The sequence below is a fragment of the Deltaproteobacteria bacterium CG11_big_fil_rev_8_21_14_0_20_49_13 genome, assembly GCA_002796305.1.
Classification (GTDB): Bacteria; UBA10199; UBA10199.
The window spans coordinates 1-17918 of the sequence record PCWZ01000019.1; the positions used below are offsets into that span (position 1 = coordinate 1).

Genomic DNA, 17918 nt, shown 5'->3' on the forward strand with positions numbered 1-17918 from the left:
CGCTTCGAACTGGCAAAGCCAGATTCGTCGCTTATTGTGTTCATCCTTCGAATACTACCTTGGTTTCACCGAATTCAACGGCGTCACCGCGCTTTAAGAGACGTGATTCTACCTCTTCGCCGTTCACATATGTACCGTTTTTGCTGACAAGATCAAGAATTCCAACACCCGACTCCCCAAAGAAAAGCATTGCATGAAGCCTTGATATCGAGACGTCGTCAAGTATGACATCGGACGTCCTTTTGAAAGAACCGGTCTCGTTGGATGTGTCCTTTGGGTCTTTGAACTGTCTTGATACGTAGTGTTGAATGAGCCCCTTGGTCCCTTCATCCAGAGAAAGAGAAACATCAACGTTGAACATTGCCGTCTTGTTGGGGTCGTTGATCGCCCTTCCCAAGACCTTGCACGTGGAGCGCTCAAGATGAAAACTAAGCCCTTTATTGGGGCCGGCAACCACATTAAAGGTGGCAACGTTGGCCGTCGAGCCCGAAGTTGAACCAAGACCTGCGGGCTTGCTCCCACCTTTGAGGCCGGACGCTTCATCTATTAACATAACCGGGATACCGTCTCTTACCGAGTACTTCAATTGACATACCTTACAGGCAAGGGCGGCCCCTCCCTCAACGGACACAAGGCTGCCCTTGCACTGCGGGCAAACTAAGATCTCTAATAATTTTCGGTCGGACATTATAACTATTTTGTCTTTGGAGCGGCCGGCATCTGCGCACTCATGCTCTTTATAATAGAATCTTTCTTCCCCTTATCCATTCCGTTGTATTCCCTGATGACCCTTGACGTAAGATCGGCGTCGGCCGGAGAATAAAGGACCACCTGCTGTGATTTTTCCAGGATCATCGTGTAATGCTCTTTCTGACCGATGTCGTCCACTATCTTGTAGATCACGGCCAGGATACCGGATGTAAGCTTGGCCTCTTTCATGCCAAGATCTTCTTTATAAGTGGCCAGTTTTTGCTGGAGTTCCATGAACTTTTTACGATAATTTTCTTCTTTTTCCTTCAACGCATCGGCCGAAAGAATGAGCCTCTGCTTATCGAGATCAGTCTTCATTGCCTGAAGCTCGTTCTGGACGGCATCTAACTGTTTTTGCTTTTGGTCGAACTCGCTCTTGAGCGATGCCTTTGCCTTTTTGCCTTCCTCAACCTCGTTAAGGGCGCGCTGGAAATCGACATAGCCGAACTTCGATGCGGGTGCATCGGCTGCACGAACAACCTTGGCGGCCAATACCACCATTAAAGCGACCATAACTACCGCTACTGCTTTTTTCATACTTGTTCTCCTATTCTGATGGGGGAACGGCCGTCGAGAACGCTCGACGCCCCCCAATCCCCTCGGCTCACCACCGGCAAAGCCGGATGTCTCGCCGCTTAACTCTCATTTTAAATTTTACCATTCTGAACCGCTTTTGAACCATCTTCTTATCAAAATAGCGAGCCAATTGTAAAGTTAAATACTACAGGGTCCTCACCCGGCTGTCTTGAGAACGGAATACCCCATTCAAAGCGTAAAGGGCCAATTGGAGAGTTCCAGCGAAGTCCCAAACCCCAATCTGTGCGGATGTTCGTCAGGGAATAATTCTGTTGCTCGGCAAAGGCGTTACCCGCATCGAGGAAAAAGACCCATCTTATGCCGGCCGGCATATATATGGGGAACTCAAGCTCTCCGTTGAAAAGCAGGAGTTTGTTTCCACCATAAACGAATTCGCTGTCGGTGCCCGAGGGTGAGCTTGGTATCTGCAATTTAGGGCCTATTGACCTCGGCATGAATCCGCGCAATGAATAGACACCGCCGGTGAAATAACGTTCAAACAGAGGGACCGGACCGTTGTTGAGGCTCTCAACATAGCCTATCTTGGCATTGGCCTTTGCAACGATCCCCCAGAATAGCGGATAATAGAACCTTGAGTTGCCGCTGATACGATAGAAGTCGTTGTCTCCGCCCAGCTTGCTTCCGGAGACCTCGCTCTCGATCATGTGATACATACCCTTGGTCGGGAAAATCCTGTTGTCACGCGTATCTCTGGCAACGGTCAGGATAGCCTCCGAGGTAACGCCGCTCGCATCCTCTTTAAAGAATGCCGGAACGATGTAACTGAAATCATCGACCCTTACGCTTTCAAGCTGATATCCAAGGCTGACGGACGAATGTTCGAATATCCTGTGACCGATAGAGAATGAACCGCCGTAGGACTTTCTGGCGAAATCGTCGTATCTGTAAAGTGTTCGATAAACGCTTGCAGAGAGCATCCACTGCGTGTCCAGAAAATATGGGTCGCGGTAATCCAGCATGAACTGCTGACGTTTTCCCGAAAGTTCCGCAGAGAGCTGGCCGCCGATACCGTAGCCGAAAAAGTTCTCCTTGGCGATGGATGCCGATATGATGAAATTCTCTGCGGTCGAGAATCCGGCGCCAACGTTGAAAGTTCCGGTCGGCTTTTCTTTAACCGTGATATTAAGGACCAGTTTATCATCTGTGCTACCGCGCGGGGTCGCAAAGTTGACCTCTTCAAAGAAGCCGAGTTGCTGAAGACGCTGTTTGCTCTCCTCTATGAGGCGCGTATTGTATATGTCGCTCTCTTTAACGAGCATCTCGCGTCTTATTACCTTGTCGCGGGTGGTCGTGTTACCGTTTATATTGATCCTTTCGACCATTATCCGGTTCCCCTTCTCTATCCTGAAGATAAGAGGGGTTGTGAGGGTCTCGTCGTTGGGATCGGTATCGGGGCGGACGTTGACGAATGCATAACCGGACTCGCCGTAGAAGCTGATGAGCTTCATCATATCCTCCTCGACCGTCCGCTGGTTGTAGACCGTGCCCTTCTCTACGGAGAGGATGGATTTTAGCTGTTCCGGCGTGGTAAGAACATCTCCCTCAACCTGTATATCGTCTATCTTGTACTGCTTCCCCTCTTCCACGTAGAAGGTGATGAATATGTAACGCCTGTCCTTGCTGATGGCCACCTTGGGGCTATCGACCTTTATCTTTATATAACCGTTCTGCAGGTAGAAGAACGTGAGCATCATCACATCCTGCTCGAGCTGATCTTCCTTATATTTACCGCCCCCCGTCATCCATGAGAGGGACGTTTTTTCCTTGGTCTTTATCTTGCCTCTTAGCTCTTTATCTCTATACGCGTGATTACCTATGAACTCCACCTTGCGAACTATCGCCTGATCGTGTTCATTGATATCGAAGGTGAGCTCGGCTTCGTTGCCTTGCGTAGGCGTGATACGATAATCGATATTTACAAGATAGTAGTTCTTTTTGGCATAGGCCTCGCGCATCTTGGTGATAGATTCCGCCAGATCCTTTCCATTGAGAGGCCTGTAGTTCCTTATAGTCACTTCTTTTTCAAGGTCGTCGTTCTTGAGCTTTTTGTTACCCTTGAAATCCACCTTTGTAATGATGGGCTTTTCAACAACGATTATCGTAAGAACAATTCCGCCGCCCATATCCGATCTATCAATGATAATATCCCTGAACTGGCCAAGCGCCCAAAGGGACTTTACATCTTCCTGAAGTCTGTCTCTGGAATATTGCATCCCCCTTTTGGTCTTGATGGTCGCAAGAATGGTTTCTGGGGTGACGGAAAAGTTGCCTTTTACATTGATAGCCGTGACCGTACCTGCAGCGAACGCCGTACCAACGGTCACGTTCAAAAATAAGAATGCAAAGGCAAAGGTTAAAATTAAATGTTTTATGTCACGCCGCATGTAAAGTTCCATTTCTGAGTTCAAACTTCTTGGGGATTCGTTTTAACAGATCGGGATTATGCGTCACCATTATGATGCCCGTTTTCATCCCACGATTCAATGCCTCAAGACAAGAAAATACTTTAATTCCGGTCTCTTCATCCAGATTACCGGTAGGTTCATCCGCAAGAATGAATTCCGGCCTCATAACGATGGCCCGCGCAACGGCAACTCGCTGTTGCTCGCCGCCGGAGAGCTGGTTAGGCCTGTGCTTAACACGCCCTTCCATGCCGACATGGCCTATGGCTTCGCTTGCAAGTTCTAGGGCCTTCTTTTTTGAAATGCCGGCGATAAGACACGGCAACATGACATTTTCAAGCGCCGTGAACTCAGGAAGCAGATGATAGAACTGAAAGACGAAACCTATCTTTTTATTGCGAAACGCCGCCAGTTCTTTGTTCCCCTTTGAATAGATATTTTCGTTATTGAAATAGACCTTGCCGTCCGTAGGTTTGTCGAGGCCTCCGAGCATGTGGAGAAGGGTCGACTTTCCGGCGCCGGAAGCGCCGAACACCCCGACAAATTCGCCCGCCTCGCAAAGAAAATCAAGACCGTTAAGAACGGCTACGCTTTTGCCGCCTTCATCGTATTTTTTTGACAGTCCGGCCGTTCTAAACATAATGGTCAGGTCCTCAATCCTTCTATTAAGTTCAACCTTGTTATTCCTGTTGAGGCGATGAGAGATACCACAAAAGAGACCGCAACTGTCGCCGCAACTATGATCCCGACAACGGGAAATTCGAGCTTTACGGGAAGGCTTGAAAGGAAATATATCTCCGGCTCTATATGAATGATCTTAAAACTACCTATGAGCCAAGTTAAAAAGCCCCCAATAAAGACCCCCAATAAAGACCCAACGCTTCCTAGCACAACTCCATGAAAAGTAAATAGAACTCTTATAAAAGAGCGCCTCATTCCAAGTGCCGACATGGTCGAAATATCCTTCACCTTGTAGATTATTCGCAGAACAAGGGTGCCGATGATGTTGAACATCCCCACAAGGACTAAGGTACCGACTATTATGGCGAACATTATCTTTTCAAGTCTCACCGCTTCAAAGATCGGCTTGTTCATCGACTCCCACGTTGTGAAAGAGTATGGATATGGAAACTCTTCTTCAAGAAGGTCTGCCATGACCTTTGCGTCGCCGGGATCGCCAAGCTTTATCTCAACACCTGTCGCCTCGTCGGCCATGTCGAAGAGTTTTTGGACCTCGAACATCGGCATAAACGCGAACTGGGAGTCATAGTCATAAAGACCCGATTCGAAGGTACCGCCCACCTCAACCTTTTCAAACCTGTTCTTGCCGGTTAGAAGATTTATAGCGGAAGGATCTTTGATGTGAAGTTTTTCAGCAAGGGCCCTGCCAAGCATTATAGCGTTTGGTCGTTCACGCGGAGGGGCGTTCGAACCTATCTCTTCAAGTTTGAGGTTGGAGGTCTTTGAAAGCCTCTCGATATCCAACCCCTTTATCACAACGCCCTTTACGATCCCTTTTGAGACGGCCATCGATTCGCGGTAAACGAACGGTAGCGCGCTCTTGACGCCTTCGAACTGCTCCAGCTCAAAAGCGACGTTCTGATAATCACGTATCTCGCCGCCGTCCTTTAGCATTATTATATGAGCGTTAAAATCGAGGATCGATCGTTTATATGAGCTCTCAAAACCGGCGGCAACCGACAAAGCGATAACAAGCGTGGCCGTGGCGAAGGCGATACCAAGGGTCGTTATGAGCGCCGAGACCTTGAGCGACCTCGGCGTGTCTTTCATGAACAGATATTTCTTTAAAATATAGAACATGTTCACCTATTCGTAACGCAAAAGTTCCTGCGGCTTTAGTTTCACAGCTTCACTTGAAGGATAATAGGCCGCTATTATTGATAGCAATACCCCCGCCACTGCAACGGACGTAAGGAACGGCCACGAAATGATGACCGGCAGATGGTCCAGATAGTATGAATCGGGTAGCGGCAGGTTATGCCTTTTTATGTAAATGACCAACGTCACCCCCAAAATTAGTCCCAATGAGGTTCCTATGGTGCCTATAATGGCCCCGATCCTTATGAATATGGCGCGTATCTCGCCCGGCGGAGCCCCGATAGATGCGAGTATCGCAATGTCTTTTCGCCTTAGATAAACGTACATGAAGACGACGCTGATTATGGCGATCGTCGCAATGGCAATTATCAAGAGAAGAAGAACAGACATTGCGATGCGTTCGAGCTTTAACGCGGCGAAAAGTTTCTTGTTCCCTTCCTGCCATGTGTAAACATTAAGCTCCGGATCAGACGCACGAAGCTCGTTCGCAAAAGAAGCGGCGTTACCTATATCTTTTAGCCAAATATGGAGGGCAACTATTCCCCTGTCGCCCAGGAGCCTTCTTGCATCTTCTTTAGAAATGATCACAGTCTTGCTGTCGTTCTCAAAATAGCCGGATTTGAACATTCCCGTGACATCAAAACCTTTTCGTGAAGGAATAAGTTCCCCTGTCGGCCCCACTTTTCCAATAGGAACTATCAGGTCTATCTTATCGTTGTAATCGGGATGGACGCCTAGTTGGGCGGCGAGTTCGTTACCGATAATAACGGTGCTTAAGTTCTTAAGCCTGCCCCGAGCGAAGTCGAGGGGCGCGTTAGTGTCTGAGTTAACACCGTAGAAGAAAGAGACATCTTTCAATTTGGGAAGGTCGGCGTCATCCATGCCGCGGATCTTGACGCCCTGCGAGACCTCGCCGTTGGTCCCGACAACTTCGATTATCCCCTCACCTTCTATGATAGACGCCTTGTTCTCTATCAGGGGCGAATCGACCTTCGCATCGCCTTCAACAACCACGTGCGCGTTGAAGCCTATAAGTTTCTTCTGAAGGTCGTTTGAGAATCCGAGCATCACCGACATCACAACGACCAGCGAAAAGACGCCCAGGGTCACACCCAGCACCGCAACGGCGCTCAAGAAAGAGGCGAACATCCTCTTGCGCCCGAAGAAATATCTTCTTGCGATAAAAGAAGAGACACCCATATTATTTCGCTTCCGGTCTTAATGTTGGGAACAATATCACGTCCCTGATGGATGAGGAGTCGGTAAGTAACATCACCAGCCGGTCGATGCCAATGCCTTCTCCGGCCGTTGGCGGCATGCCGTACTCGAGCGCGTTGATATAATCCTCATCGAAGTACATAGCCTCGTCGTTCCCGCGCGATTTGAGCTGGGCCTGAGCGCGGAAGCGTCCCGCCTGATCTTCCGGGTCGTTTAGTTCGGAGAAGGCGTTGGCTATCTCACGGCCGAAGCAGAAGAGTTCGAACCTGTCGACAACGTCAGGGTTCTCTTCGTTCCTTCTGGAAAGCGGGGATATCTCCGTTGGATAGTCTGTAATGAACGTTGGCTGGATCAATTTATCTTCGACCATTATTTCGAATATTTCTTCGGTTATTGCGCCCACACCTTCGTCGAGCTTTTTAAGTTTGACCCCGTGGGTCTCGGCAAATTTCAGCGCCGCTTCTCTGTCGGTCAGGACCTCGGGCGGAACTTTGCCGATCTTCAGAACGGCATCCGTCATAGAGAACCTTGCGAACGGAGGCTCGAAGCTTATCTCTGTCCCCTGATAGGTGATGCGCTGCGATCCGCAAACGCTCTTTGCAACGCTACCGATGAGCTCTTCGGTAAGTTTAATAAGATCCTCATATGTGGCGTAGGCCATGTAGAACTCGAGCATCGTGAACTCCGGGTTGTGCTGGATGGAGATGCCTTCGTTTCTAAAGTTTCGGTTGACCTCAAATACGCGCTCCATGCCTCCCACGACGAGTCTTTTCAAATAAAGCTCCGGGGCAACGCGCAGATAAAGGTCCATATCGAGGGTGTTGTGATGGGTGACAAACGGCTTTGCCATGGCGCCGCCGGGGATGGGATGCATCATCGGCGTTTCGACCTCTAAAAAGTCGCGGGCCACAAAAAAATCGCGAATTGAGCGGATTATCTGCGACCTCTTAACGAAGGTCTCGCGCACCTTGGGATTGACTATAAGGTCGACATAACGCTGGCGGTAACGCTGCTCAATGTCGGTAAGTCCGTGCCATTTTTCTGGAAGAAGCCTTGTCGACTTGGTGACGAGCTTTAGCGTTGTTGCGTGAATGGTAAGCTCGTTCGTCCTTGTGCGAAAGATGTGTCCGGAGAACCAGCCTATATCCCCCACTTCAAAGAAGTTCTTGAACAGTTCGTAATCTTCCGGGGAAAGAGAGTTTTTTTCGACAAAAATCTGGAACGTTCCGCTCCTGTCCTGAACCTTTATAAAACCTGCCTTGCCGAACAACCGAATGGCCATGATCCTTCCGGAGACCGAACGGTCGGGTGTTTTAGAGGTCTCAAGCTCTTCTTTTGTCTTCTCTCCGTAAAGATTGTTTAGTTCCTGTGCGGTGTTACCGGGATATATTCCGTTTGGATAAGGGTTAAGGCCCTTATCGCGGAGTCCCTTCACCTTCTCTTTTCTTTGCTCAATATACTGGTCGGACATGTTCCAATCTCCTATTCTGATGGGGGGGCGACCGGCTCAGAAGCCGTTTTCCCCCAAACCCCTCGGCTCACCACTGGCATAGCCTATTGGCTCGCCGCTTTATCTATATGCCATGAATCTTATAAGGGCACCTCTATAAACCCATTGTTATGTCATTGCGAGGAGCGTCCAGCGACGAAGCAATCTCCATAAATCAAGTATTTATGGGGGATTGCCGCGCCCCTTCGGGGCTCGCAATGACAGCGTGAGTAGTTTATAGAGGTGCCCATAAAGTTTTCGGGACGCTATAGCAAGGTGGCCGGCTTGTCAAGGAGATGGAAGTTCAATATTATACCCGGTGGCCACCCTACTCCCTCAGATTTTTCGAAGAAAGTTATCCATGCCACCAACACCAGGCCCGAAGGGATCTGGCGTGTGGGTGGTGTGGGTAACTTTCTTTTACCACGCGCTGTTACCTGAAAGTAGCCAACTCGTGGCGGAAGATTGAAAAATCGATATGGGCTATGGATTTGTGGAAAAGTCGACTTTGCCACAAGCTCCACAGCCCCTACTACTAGCTTTTCTTTTTTTTAGAACCGCAGAAAGAAACAACTTTCTTGTTTAACTCATTAACAGATGATTCATGTCTGACCGCCTCTTCCCGTCACCTTATCCCGTAAATGACCCACTCATATCCGCGAAGACCCGGTATCAGTATTTTCTAACTTTTTATTTCGCACTTCGTACGAATAAAAAGTTGAAATACTATATCAGTGGGTAGTCTGCTCGCTTCCATTAATGACCGCCAGAAAATTTGCGCCGTATTGTGCCAGCTTTGTTTCGCCTACCCCGTTCACGCTGAGTAGCTCATTTTTGGTGGCCGGCCTTTTTCTTGCCATGTCGCGCAGTGTGGCATCGCTGAAAACGAGGTACGCCGGTATCCCCTTCTTATCCGCAAGCGCGCGCCGCTGATTCCGAAGCGCCTCAAAGAGCCTCTCATCGACGCCTTCCCATGAATCTCTGGCGGCCTTCGAGACTTTTTTCTCCTCCGGCAGCTTCTTTGCCGGCTTTAAAAGGCGCGGGATCTCCCTGCCCTTCATCGCCAGCCAGCCGCTCTTTGTCACTCCCAAGACCTTATACTCCTCCGATCTTTCCAGATACCCTTGGGTAACCAGCTGTTCTATCCAGTCCCGAACGATGCTCTTTGTGTGTTGCGACATCAACCCGTACGTGCTTAGCGAGTCGTGGCCGTTCTGCATGATCCGCGCATCTTTGGAACCCATAAGCACGGAAGTTGTATAATCGGCGCCAAATTTTCCATTTAAGCGGGCGACGCACGATAGTATCTTTTGCGCATCGACAAGAGGTTCTTCTACAAGATCGATATCACCAAAACATACATCGCATGCCTCACAATTATCTTTTTTGAGGTCCTGTCCGAAATACTTAAGGATGGTCCTGTGCCGGCAACCTATGCCTGTGCAATAACCGTACATGTCATTCAATTTGTTAAGAGCCACCTCCTGGATCGCCGGTTCCATATCTCCAAGAATGCTCTTCCAGATCCCGTAATCGGCGCCGGAATATAAGAGAACGCAATCGGCTTCCAATCCATCGCGGCCGGCGCGGCCGCTCTCCTGCTGATAATGCTCCAATGATTTAGGCATCCCGGCATGGATCACATAGCGAACATTGGATTTGTCTATTCCCATGCCAAAAGCAACGGTGGCGACTATCGTGTCGCACTTTTCCTTGATAAACGCGTCCTGATTTCTTTTTCTATCTTCATCTCGCATGCCGGCGTGATAAGGCAGTACCCTGTAGCCCTTACTGCTTAGCTTGCTACACATACTCTCCACGTCCTTGCGCCTGATGCAGTAGATTATCCCGGTCTCCCCCTTATGTTTGTCCAGCACTTCGCACACCTGCAGGAGCCTGTTCGTTCTTGGCACGGATTTATAGATAAGGTTCGGACGGTCGAACGAGCCGACCAGAAAGTTAGGGTCGCTCAGCCGGAGCTGTCTGGATATATCGTCCCTGACATGGCCCGTTGCAGTTGCGGTATATGCATGTAGCGCGATGCCGGGGAATTTGGCCTTGAGCATACCGAGCTGGCGGTACTCCGGCCTGAAATCGTGGCCCCACATACTGACGCAGTGGGCCTCGTCGATCGCTATGAACGAAAGTTTCACGCTGTTCAATATCTCGAGAAAATCATCCAAAACGATTCGTTCGGGTGAAAGATAGAGGAGATTAAGTTTTCCGTTCTTTATTTGGTCAAAGACCTGACCACGCTCTTTGGGTGACAGCGTACTATCCAAGCGCGCCGCGGAGATGCCGTTCTCAAGGAGCCCGTCCACCTGATCTTTCATCAAGGATATCAGAGGCGAAACCACAACAGCAAGACCGTTCATGATAATGGCGGGGACCTGAAAACAGATCGATTTTCCGCCGCCTGTGGGTAGGACAACTACCGAATCCCTGTTAGAACAGACGGACTCGATGGCCTCCTTTTGCAAGGGGAGAAAATTATCGTACCCCCAAAATTGCCGAAGCGCGTCCTTTGCCTGTTGAATCATAGGTATTCTCTAGTGCCGGAAATGACGGAAGCCGGTGAAGATCATGGCAAGCCCATAGTCGTCGACTGCTTTAATGACCTCATCGTCACGAATGGAGCCGCCCGGCTGGATGATGGCGGTAACCCCTGCCTTGACCGAAAGGTCGACCCCATCCCTGAAGGGAAAGAAGGCATCAGAGGCCAATATGCGAAGTTTCTGTTCTTTTAATCTTTCGCCGTAGAGTTCGAACATCTTGGCCGTGGCTATCTTCACCGAATCAATGCGCGAGGTCTGTCCGCCGCCGGCGCCGAGCAGGCGATCCTGCGCGGCGATGACTATGGCGTTGGACTTCACGTGCTTCACAAGCTTCCAGCCGACATCGAGCGCCTCGAGCTCTTCCGCCGTGGGCCTGCGCTTAGTGACTATCTTCGCGTCCTTGGCATGTTCTGTGGAATTGTCGGTGTCCGAGACCAGAAGTCCGCCAACCACTTTGCGGAGATGGTTCGTGGCGCTTCCGTTGCCGGTTAGCGTAAAATGAGAAAGGCTTGGTATCTCCAAGAGCCTTAAATTTTTCTTTGCCTTCAATATTTCGAGCGCCTCTGGGCTAAATCCCGGAGCCGCTATCACCTCGAAGAAGGTGTCGCCTATTGCATGCGCTGTGTCGGCGTCTACCGGCCTTGTGAGCGCTACTATTCCTCCGAACGCGCTCACCGCGTCACAGTCGCGGGCCTTCACGAAGGCGTCTGCAAGGGAAACTTTCGACACCGCCATACCGCACGGGTTCGTGTGCTTAATGACCACGGCGGCCGTTTCGTGTGAGAATTCTCTCACTATCCCAAGCGCCGCATCGGCGTCCATTATGTTGTTATGTGAAAGTTCTTTACCTTGAAGCTGGTATCCGTTGGCCACACATGGCACATCCTTAGGAAGGTTCGGGCATTTGTAGAAAGCCGCCTTCTGATGTGGATTCTCGCCGTACCGTAGCTCCTGAACCTTTTCGAACGTCATTGCAATGGTCGTTGGGAAGCGAAGTTTTTCATCCCCCGATACCGCGTTCAGATAATTACATATTGCCGCATCGTATCGAGCGGTCAGGGCAAACACCTTCTGCGCAAGCTTAAAACAGAGTTCTTTTGAAACAGAGCCTTCGTGCGACTCCATCTCCGCGACGATGAGCGAGTAGTCGGAAGGGTCGGTGACCACCGCAACGTCCCGCCAGTTCTTTGCCGCCGCGCGAAGCATTGTGGGCCCGCCGATATCTATATTCTCAATGGCGTGCTCAAGTGTGCAATCTGCCTTGGCGATCGTTGCCTCGAAGGGATAGAGATTTACGATGACCATGTCGATAGGCTTGATGTCATTCGCGGCCATTTCTTCTTTATGCTTTTTGCTGTCGCGCATGCCAAGAAGACCGCCGTGTATCTTCGGGTGAAGCGTCTTAAGTCGCCCGTCGAGTATCTCCGGAGAACCGGTATATTCAGAGACGTCCACAACAGGGACCTTTGCATCGCGAAGGGCCCTGGCCGTGCCGCCGGTGGAAAGTATCTCTACACCGTGCCTTTGAAGCACCTTGGCGAATTCCACGACCCCTTTCTTGTCCGAAAGGCTTATCAGCACTCTAGTTATTTTGGGCATATTTTTATCTCTTGATGACCGACGAACCTGCAACGCCAAAGAGGCTCTTGATATCCTCATCGGGGAGTCTTATACCGGCGCCGAAGAACCAGTCGGGCCTGTTCTGCGGGGCTATCATGTTATCGGCTCCGCCCAGCACATATATGTTCTTTGTAAGGTTTAACTGGGTGCCTAATCTCAAATGCGGTTTCTGGTCGAAATCGGTCTGGAAATTGTATGCGGTGAAACTGGCGCCGACCGGCCCCTTGTTATAATCAAGGCCGACGCCGCCGCTCGATTCAACTATACCGCCGCGCACCGTGAAGTCGTAGAACGACTTGGCTATCTGGGCCGAGATCTTGAACGCATCGTGGTTCACCGACTGCGTGTTCGTTGTGTATTGCGTAGTAGTGCCGTTTACCGTTACGTTCGTGGTCTGCGTAGAAAATGAAGGGTCCGGATTTTGCTGGGTGATGAAGTCTAATATAAACGCCTTGTCCGGCTTTGGCCTCAAGGTCAGATTGACGTCGTTCCTGAACTGTTCTGAATTGGCAAGGTATTCCGTGTGAAAGCCGATCTCGGTCTGCATGCTCTTAAGCCCGCCCAGCACACCGTTCAAGTTATCGACGGCTTCGTTGAGCTTGACGACTGTTGTATCGTCGTTAATAAGTTTTCCTACCGTCCCCTTCCCTTCGTCTATCTTTTTGGTGATGGAAGATATTCTCTGTATGGATTCTTCAACGTTTTCCCTGCTCTGCACTATGGTCCCGCTAAGCGACTCTGTGAGCGCCGCCAAATTATCGGAGACCTTGTTAAAATTCCCCTGGTTGTCGGCAAGGGTCTTGGTGAACGCCTCGAGGTTCTTTACTATGTGCCACATGGGTGACGTCTGGTCCCCTGCGATCATCTCCTTCAGCGAGCTTGAAACGGCCTTGACGTCGCCTGCTATGGAATTGAACTGGGTGAGGAGTATGTTCACGTCGCCTGATTGACCCGCGTATTCAATGTCACTGCCATTTTTAAGCGGCACCAGAGGAGAATAACCCGGAATGATCTCAACCACCACATCGCCCAAGAAGCCCTTGGCCCTGACCATCGCCTTTGAATCGGGCGGAAGAGAGACGTCGCCGTCTATCTTTAAGGTAAGCATCGCCATCCTGGAATCGACGAGCTCTATATCCTTTACCTTTCCTATCTTGATGCCCGCTATCTCGACAGGTGTCTTTGGCCTGATCCCGATGGCGCTATCTATTGTAAGCTTGATCTCGTAACCGCTGGAAAAAATAAAAGAGCGGCTTCCGACCTTTACCGTGATAAAACCGATGAGGAAAAGAGCAACAAGCGCGAATATTCCAACTCTTGCTTCAGAACTTATGTTCATAACGTGTTCTTTTATACTCCAATGAACTTTCTGACAAAGGGGTCACGGCTCTCTTTAAGCCTTTGCGGTGGTCCCGCCTCAACTATCTTTCCTTCGTGAAGCATCGCTATCTGATCCGCCACAGTAAAAGCCGAAGCAATATCGTGGCTTATGACCACCGAAGTGATTTTCAGCTTTTGTTGCATGTCTAGTATCAAATTGTCAACAGAATCAGTCATAATTGGGTCTAGCCCTGTGGTTGGCTCGTCATATAACATGGTCTCCGGTTGCAGGATTATGGCGCGCGCAAGCCCCACCCTCTTTCTCATACCGCCTGAGAGTTCAGAAGGCATCTTGTGGTCGATATTTTTAAGCCCCACAAGTTCCAGTTTTTCGTGAACTATTCGTTTGATCTCCGACGGGGAAAGTTTTTTGTGCTCGACGAGCGGAAAGGCAACGTTGTCAAAGACATTAAGCGAATCAAGGAGGGCCGCCCCCTGAAAGAGCATACCGAACTTCTTTCTTATGTTCACAAGTTGCACGGGCGAAAGATTCGAAAGGTCAATTCCGTCCACAAAGACCTTACCGGAATCAGGTTTTAAAAGACCTATCATATGTTTTAGAAGGACCGATTTGCCGACACCGCTGGCACCTATAACGACCGTTATCTTGCCTTTCGGGATATCGAGCGTAACGCCGTCCAAGACCTTCTGTCCGCCGAACTTCTTATGTACGTTGACCAGTTTTATCATCTTAGACTGTTCCCCTTCCGAAATATTCAAGTATCCATGTGGTAAGGAAATAGTCGGTGACGAGGACCACCACCGAAGAGACAACGACCGCTCGCGTGGTTGCGTTACCCACACCTTTCGCGCCTCCCTTTGTCATAAAACCGTTGTAACAGCTGATGATCGATATCAGAAAGCCGAAGACCCCGGCCTTAATGAGGCCTCCTATAAAATCCCTGACATCGACATAATGATAGAGCCTCTCAAAGAATGCGGAGTGCGGGATCTCCAAAAGATGGACACCAACGATCCACGCGCCGACCATCCCTATGAAAACGAAAATAGCCGTGAGAAGCGGCGTCATCAGAGTTGTGGCAACTACCCGAGGGCATACAAGGAAGTGAAGAGGATTGACCGCCATCGTCTCAAGGGCATCTATCTGCTCCGTGACTTTCATAGTACCAAGTTCTGCCGCCATTGCCGAACAGGCCCGGGCAGTTACCATGAGCGCCGTGAAGACGGGGGCTATCTCACGCGAGAGCGAAAGCCCGATTGTCGCCCCAACGAGCGACTCGGCGTTAAAGAGCGCAAAGGCCTTTCCGGTCTGTAGCGAAAAGACCGCGCCGACAAAAAGACCGGTCAAAAGTATGATGGGGGTCGACCTCACACCGATACTTTCCATCTGGCGGATGAGGTTCGCAATTCTGTAAGGTTTTTTGGGGAGCCACTTTAACATGTCGAACGTAAAAGTACACCAGCGCCCCAAAGAGTGGATGATCTGGTAAATGGCCGCTCCGAACGGTTCAACAATAGGCTCTATGAATGAAACGATTCTTTCCATCTAAACGACTCCCTCACTTATACACTTACGCACTTCAACTCTTACGCACTTATATACATCCTTGGCATCCTTTTTGAGATGCCGCACATTATCTCATAGGGAACGGTGCCAGCCCACTCGGCCACCTCTTCGCAGGTTACCTTGGCACCGGACTGCGTTCCCATGAGAACGACCTCGTCATTTACGTGTGATTCTGAAAGGTCGGTCAGATCTATCATCGTCATATCCATTGTGACGCGACCCACGACCGTCACCCTCTTTCCGCGAACAAGCGTTTGGGCCTTATTAGAAAGCGCCCAGGGATAGCCATCTGCATAGCCTATGGGGATGATGCCGATGCGAGATTGTCTTTTGGTTTCGAAAGTGCAACCGTAACTTATCTTTGTCCCTGCGGGAACGGACTTTATCATCACCACTTTACTTTTAAGCATCATTACCGGCCTTGTGTGAAGCTCATCAACCACATGCTTTGCCCCTGCTCCGTAGAGAGCCACCCCCGTTCTGACCCAGTGTTCACCGGCTGTGGCGTTCGTAAAATATTCCTTTTCAACCACCGCCATGCTGTTAGCAATATGCCAGATAGGAATGGCGCCGAGTCCTGATTCCACCTGATGGACGCACTCCTTGAATTTATCCATCTGCAGGTTCGTGTACTCATGATCTTCGGCATCGGCAAAATGGGTCATGACGCCGTCGAGCCTTAAGGACGAACAGCTTTTAAGCCGATTCAAAAAGTGCGGGAGCGCGCTTGGTATAACGCCCAGGCGGGTCATGCCTGTATCTATCTTTAAATGAATGCCTATTCTCTTGCCGGCCGCCCTGGCCGTGGCCTCCAGGAATTCCAGCACCTCGACAGAATGGACCGCAGGCGTAAGATCCGCGCCGACCATCATTCCTGCGGCGGCGGTACCGATACCCATAAGACCGCCAAGGACCATGATGGGGGTCGAAACGGCAGATTCTCGGAGCTCTATCCCCTCTTCCACAGTTGCAACGCCAAGCGAGGCAACGCCCAGATCCGAAAGGACCCTGCTCACCTCTACCGCACCGTGGCCGTAGGCGTCGGCCTTGACCATCCCCATGATGCGGACGGACGGAGGAAGCGCCTTACGCAACTGCTCGTAATTGTGTTTGAGGGCCCCTAAATGAATCTCAGCGCTTGTAGGTCTGAAAAATCCCATATTTTTTTCAACTTGCCATAATGTCCAATATGCGACCTTTTCAGGGGCATGCAGGGTATTCGAGCGACCGGTGTCCGTCTTCGCTCAAACGCCCCGCCACTAAACCACGGCGGGCAGGCGCGAAGCCGGCACCTTAGCGCCCAGGCGTGGCATTTATTTAAGTGGCTGTTGGTTGCCACGCCTTCCGTGATATCGCTCTCATACCCCGCCTGCCCCTTCAAATGAAGTCGTCATTAAAGATTCTTGCGAAGAGGAGATGGGGTGTCTGTCGAGGGGCATCTGAGGACACCGCTTTCTAAGCCATATGATAGATGCGGCGTCCGAGGCTGCAGGCGTTTCGCGGCGTCTGAGCGAAACGCCGGACCCGAGACAGATACCCCATATTCTCTGAGCTGATACCTTTAACGTCGCGAAATGGACATTATGTAAAAGAACAATTGCAGTGTGCGTAACAATTTGGTAGGGATATGTCAATGATTACAATTACCTATATCGGACATGCCACAACACTCGCAGAGTCAGGCGGGAAAGCGGTTCTAACCGATCCAAACTTCAGTAGCCACGTGCTCTGTTTTAAAAGAAAAGAGCCGCTCAACTACGACCCCGGTAAACTTCCCGAGCTCTCTGCCGTGGTGATAAGCCATGCCCACAAGGACCATTTGAACATCAACAGTTTCCGTTATATCAAAGGTTCGGTCCCCGTTTTTGTTCCGGTAGGCCTTGGCAAATATCTCTCGCAGTTCATAAGGAACCCGGTAATTGAAGTTAACCACTATGCCACCCACAAACTTCCAGACGGTGTCGAGATTACCGCCACCGAGGCAAGACATGTCGGCTTTATATGGAGCGGACTACGATACCGCAGGTGCAACGGTTATATAATGACATTCCCTAAAGACAATTCACAAGTCACGAGTCACGAGTTACGGGTCTTCTTCGCCGGAGACACGGCATACGGCCCCCATTTTAAAGAGATCGGGAATCTTTATAACGGTGATGCGGCAATTGACATAGCCCTGCTCCCGATCGCCGGTTATTCTCCGTTATGGTTCATGAAAAAACGCCACATGAGCCCGGTCGAGGCGCTGGAGGCGTTCCTTGACCTCGGCGCCAAGAACATGGTCCCTGTTCATTTCGGTTCCTTCAGGCTTTCAGCCGAAAAACTTGCCGAACCGCTCGAATGGCTCTCACGAGTTGCAATCGAGCGCGACCTAGGCGAACGGGTCCACATACTCAGATCCGGCGAATCATCCTCCTTGTAACCGCGCAATACACACTTAATTTAACAGGCTCTTCGCGGATATGAGTGGGTCATTTGCGGGACATTTATGCTGAGTAGCTCATAACATTCTTGGGTAAGTAAAAAATGATGAATGCATT

The 17918-nt window shown here is 50.2% G+C and carries 14 protein-coding genes; 1 reads left to right on the top strand and 13 read right to left on the bottom strand.

Annotated features, from left to right (window positions below):
- Positions 1 to 40: 40 nt before the first annotated feature.
- The 13 genes from COV46_01450 to alr form a co-directional block, all read right to left on the bottom strand.
- Positions 41 to 688, bottom strand: a complete 648-nt coding sequence (locus COV46_01450; protein PIR18081.1) for a hypothetical protein — start codon at positions 686 to 688, stop codon at positions 41 to 43.
- 5 nt (positions 689 to 693) lie between these two features.
- Positions 694 to 1287 carry a hypothetical protein gene (locus COV46_01455; protein PIR18082.1) on the bottom strand — a complete coding sequence of 198 codons (594 nt, stop codon included), beginning with the start codon at positions 1285 to 1287 and terminating at the stop codon, positions 694 to 696.
- 152 nt (positions 1288 to 1439) lie between these two features.
- Positions 1440 to 3743: an outer membrane protein assembly factor BamA gene (gene bamA / locus COV46_01460; GenBank protein PIR18083.1), complete on the bottom strand. Its 2304-nt coding sequence runs from the start codon at positions 3741 to 3743 to the stop codon at positions 1440 to 1442.
- Positions 3721 to 4389, bottom strand: coding sequence for a hypothetical protein (locus COV46_01465; GenBank protein PIR18084.1), 669 nt, complete (start codon positions 4387 to 4389; stop codon positions 3721 to 3723). Before COV46_01465 ends, bamA begins: the two co-directional genes overlap by 23 nt.
- 5 nt (positions 4390 to 4394) lie before the next feature.
- Entirely contained in the window at positions 4395 to 5570 is a 1176-nt protein-coding gene (locus COV46_01470; GenBank protein ID PIR18085.1) for a hypothetical protein, read from the bottom strand.
- Positions 5571 to 5576: 6 nt separating this feature from the next.
- Positions 5577 to 6788, bottom strand: coding sequence for a hypothetical protein (locus COV46_01475; protein PIR18086.1), 1212 nt, complete (start codon positions 6786 to 6788; stop codon positions 5577 to 5579).
- 1 nt (position 6789) lies between these two features.
- A complete protein-coding gene (lysS, locus tag COV46_01480; GenBank protein ID PIR18087.1) occupies positions 6790 to 8277 on the bottom strand; it encodes a lysine--tRNA ligase in 1488 nt (495 codons plus the stop codon).
- Between the two features lie 749 nt (positions 8278 to 9026).
- Positions 9027 to 10835, bottom strand: coding sequence for a DNA helicase RecQ (gene recQ / locus COV46_01485; protein PIR18088.1), 1809 nt, complete (start codon positions 10833 to 10835; stop codon positions 9027 to 9029).
- 9 nt (positions 10836 to 10844) lie between these two features.
- A complete protein-coding gene (purH, locus tag COV46_01490) occupies positions 10845 to 12449 on the bottom strand; it encodes a bifunctional phosphoribosylaminoimidazolecarboxamide formyltransferase/inosine monophosphate cyclohydrolase (protein PIR18089.1) in 1605 nt (534 codons plus the stop codon).
- 4 nt (positions 12450 to 12453) lie between these two features.
- A complete protein-coding gene (locus COV46_01495; protein PIR18090.1) occupies positions 12454 to 13809 on the bottom strand; it encodes a hypothetical protein in 1356 nt (451 codons plus the stop codon).
- Positions 13810 to 13820: 11 nt separating this feature from the next.
- Positions 13821 to 14540 carry an ABC transporter ATP-binding protein gene (locus tag COV46_01500; GenBank protein ID PIR18091.1) on the bottom strand — a complete coding sequence of 240 codons (720 nt, stop codon included), beginning with the start codon at positions 14538 to 14540 and terminating at the stop codon, positions 13821 to 13823.
- Between the two features lies 1 nt (position 14541).
- Positions 14542 to 15357 carry an ABC transporter permease gene (locus COV46_01505; GenBank protein ID PIR18092.1) on the bottom strand — a complete coding sequence of 272 codons (816 nt, stop codon included), beginning with the start codon at positions 15355 to 15357 and terminating at the stop codon, positions 14542 to 14544.
- Between the two features lie 41 nt (positions 15358 to 15398).
- Positions 15399 to 16538 carry an alanine racemase gene (gene alr / locus COV46_01510; GenBank protein PIR18093.1) on the bottom strand — a complete coding sequence of 380 codons (1140 nt, stop codon included), beginning with the start codon at positions 16536 to 16538 and terminating at the stop codon, positions 15399 to 15401.
- Positions 16539 to 17005: 467 nt separating this feature from the next.
- Here alr and COV46_01515 point away from each other — a divergent pair, with 467 nt between their 5' ends.
- Positions 17006 to 17800: a hypothetical protein gene (locus COV46_01515; GenBank protein PIR18094.1), complete on the top strand. Its 795-nt coding sequence runs from the start codon at positions 17006 to 17008 to the stop codon at positions 17798 to 17800.
- The last annotated feature ends 118 nt before the right edge of the window (positions 17801 to 17918 follow it).

Bases quoted from the DNA above. Each gene is read 5' to 3' on its own strand.
- bamA (PIR18083.1), bottom strand. From the start codon at position 3,743: ATGGAACTTTACATGCGGCGTGACATAAAACATTTAATTTTAACCTTT.
- COV46_01505 (PIR18092.1), bottom strand. From the start codon at position 15,357: ATGGAAAGAATCGTTTCATTCATAGAGCCTATTGTTGAACCGTTCGGA.
- COV46_01450 (PIR18081.1), bottom strand. From the start codon at position 688: ATGTCCGACCGAAAATTATTAGAGATCTTAGTTTGCCCGCAGTGCAAG.
- COV46_01465 (PIR18084.1), bottom strand. From the start codon at position 4,389: ATGTTTAGAACGGCCGGACTGTCAAAAAAATACGATGAAGGCGGCAAA.
- COV46_01495 (PIR18090.1), bottom strand. From the start codon at position 13,809: ATGAACATAAGTTCTGAAGCAAGAGTTGGAATATTCGCGCTTGTTGCT.
- alr (PIR18093.1), bottom strand. From the start codon at position 16,538: ATGGGATTTTTCAGACCTACAAGCGCTGAGATTCATTTAGGGGCCCTC.
- purH (PIR18089.1), bottom strand. From the start codon at position 12,449: ATGCCCAAAATAACTAGAGTGCTGATAAGCCTTTCGGACAAGAAAGGG.
- recQ (PIR18088.1), bottom strand. From the start codon at position 10,835: ATGATTCAACAGGCAAAGGACGCGCTTCGGCAATTTTGGGGGTACGAT.
- lysS (PIR18087.1), bottom strand. From the start codon at position 8,277: ATGTCCGACCAGTATATTGAGCAAAGAAAAGAGAAGGTGAAGGGACTC.
- COV46_01470 (PIR18085.1), bottom strand. From the start codon at position 5,570: ATGTTCTATATTTTAAAGAAATATCTGTTCATGAAAGACACGCCGAGG.
- COV46_01515 (PIR18094.1), top strand. From the start codon at position 17,006: ATGTCAATGATTACAATTACCTATATCGGACATGCCACAACACTCGCA.
- COV46_01475 (PIR18086.1), bottom strand. From the start codon at position 6,788: ATGGGTGTCTCTTCTTTTATCGCAAGAAGATATTTCTTCGGGCGCAAG.
- COV46_01455 (PIR18082.1), bottom strand. From the start codon at position 1,287: ATGAAAAAAGCAGTAGCGGTAGTTATGGTCGCTTTAATGGTGGTATTG.
- COV46_01500 (PIR18091.1), bottom strand. From the start codon at position 14,540: ATGATAAAACTGGTCAACGTACATAAGAAGTTCGGCGGACAGAAGGTC.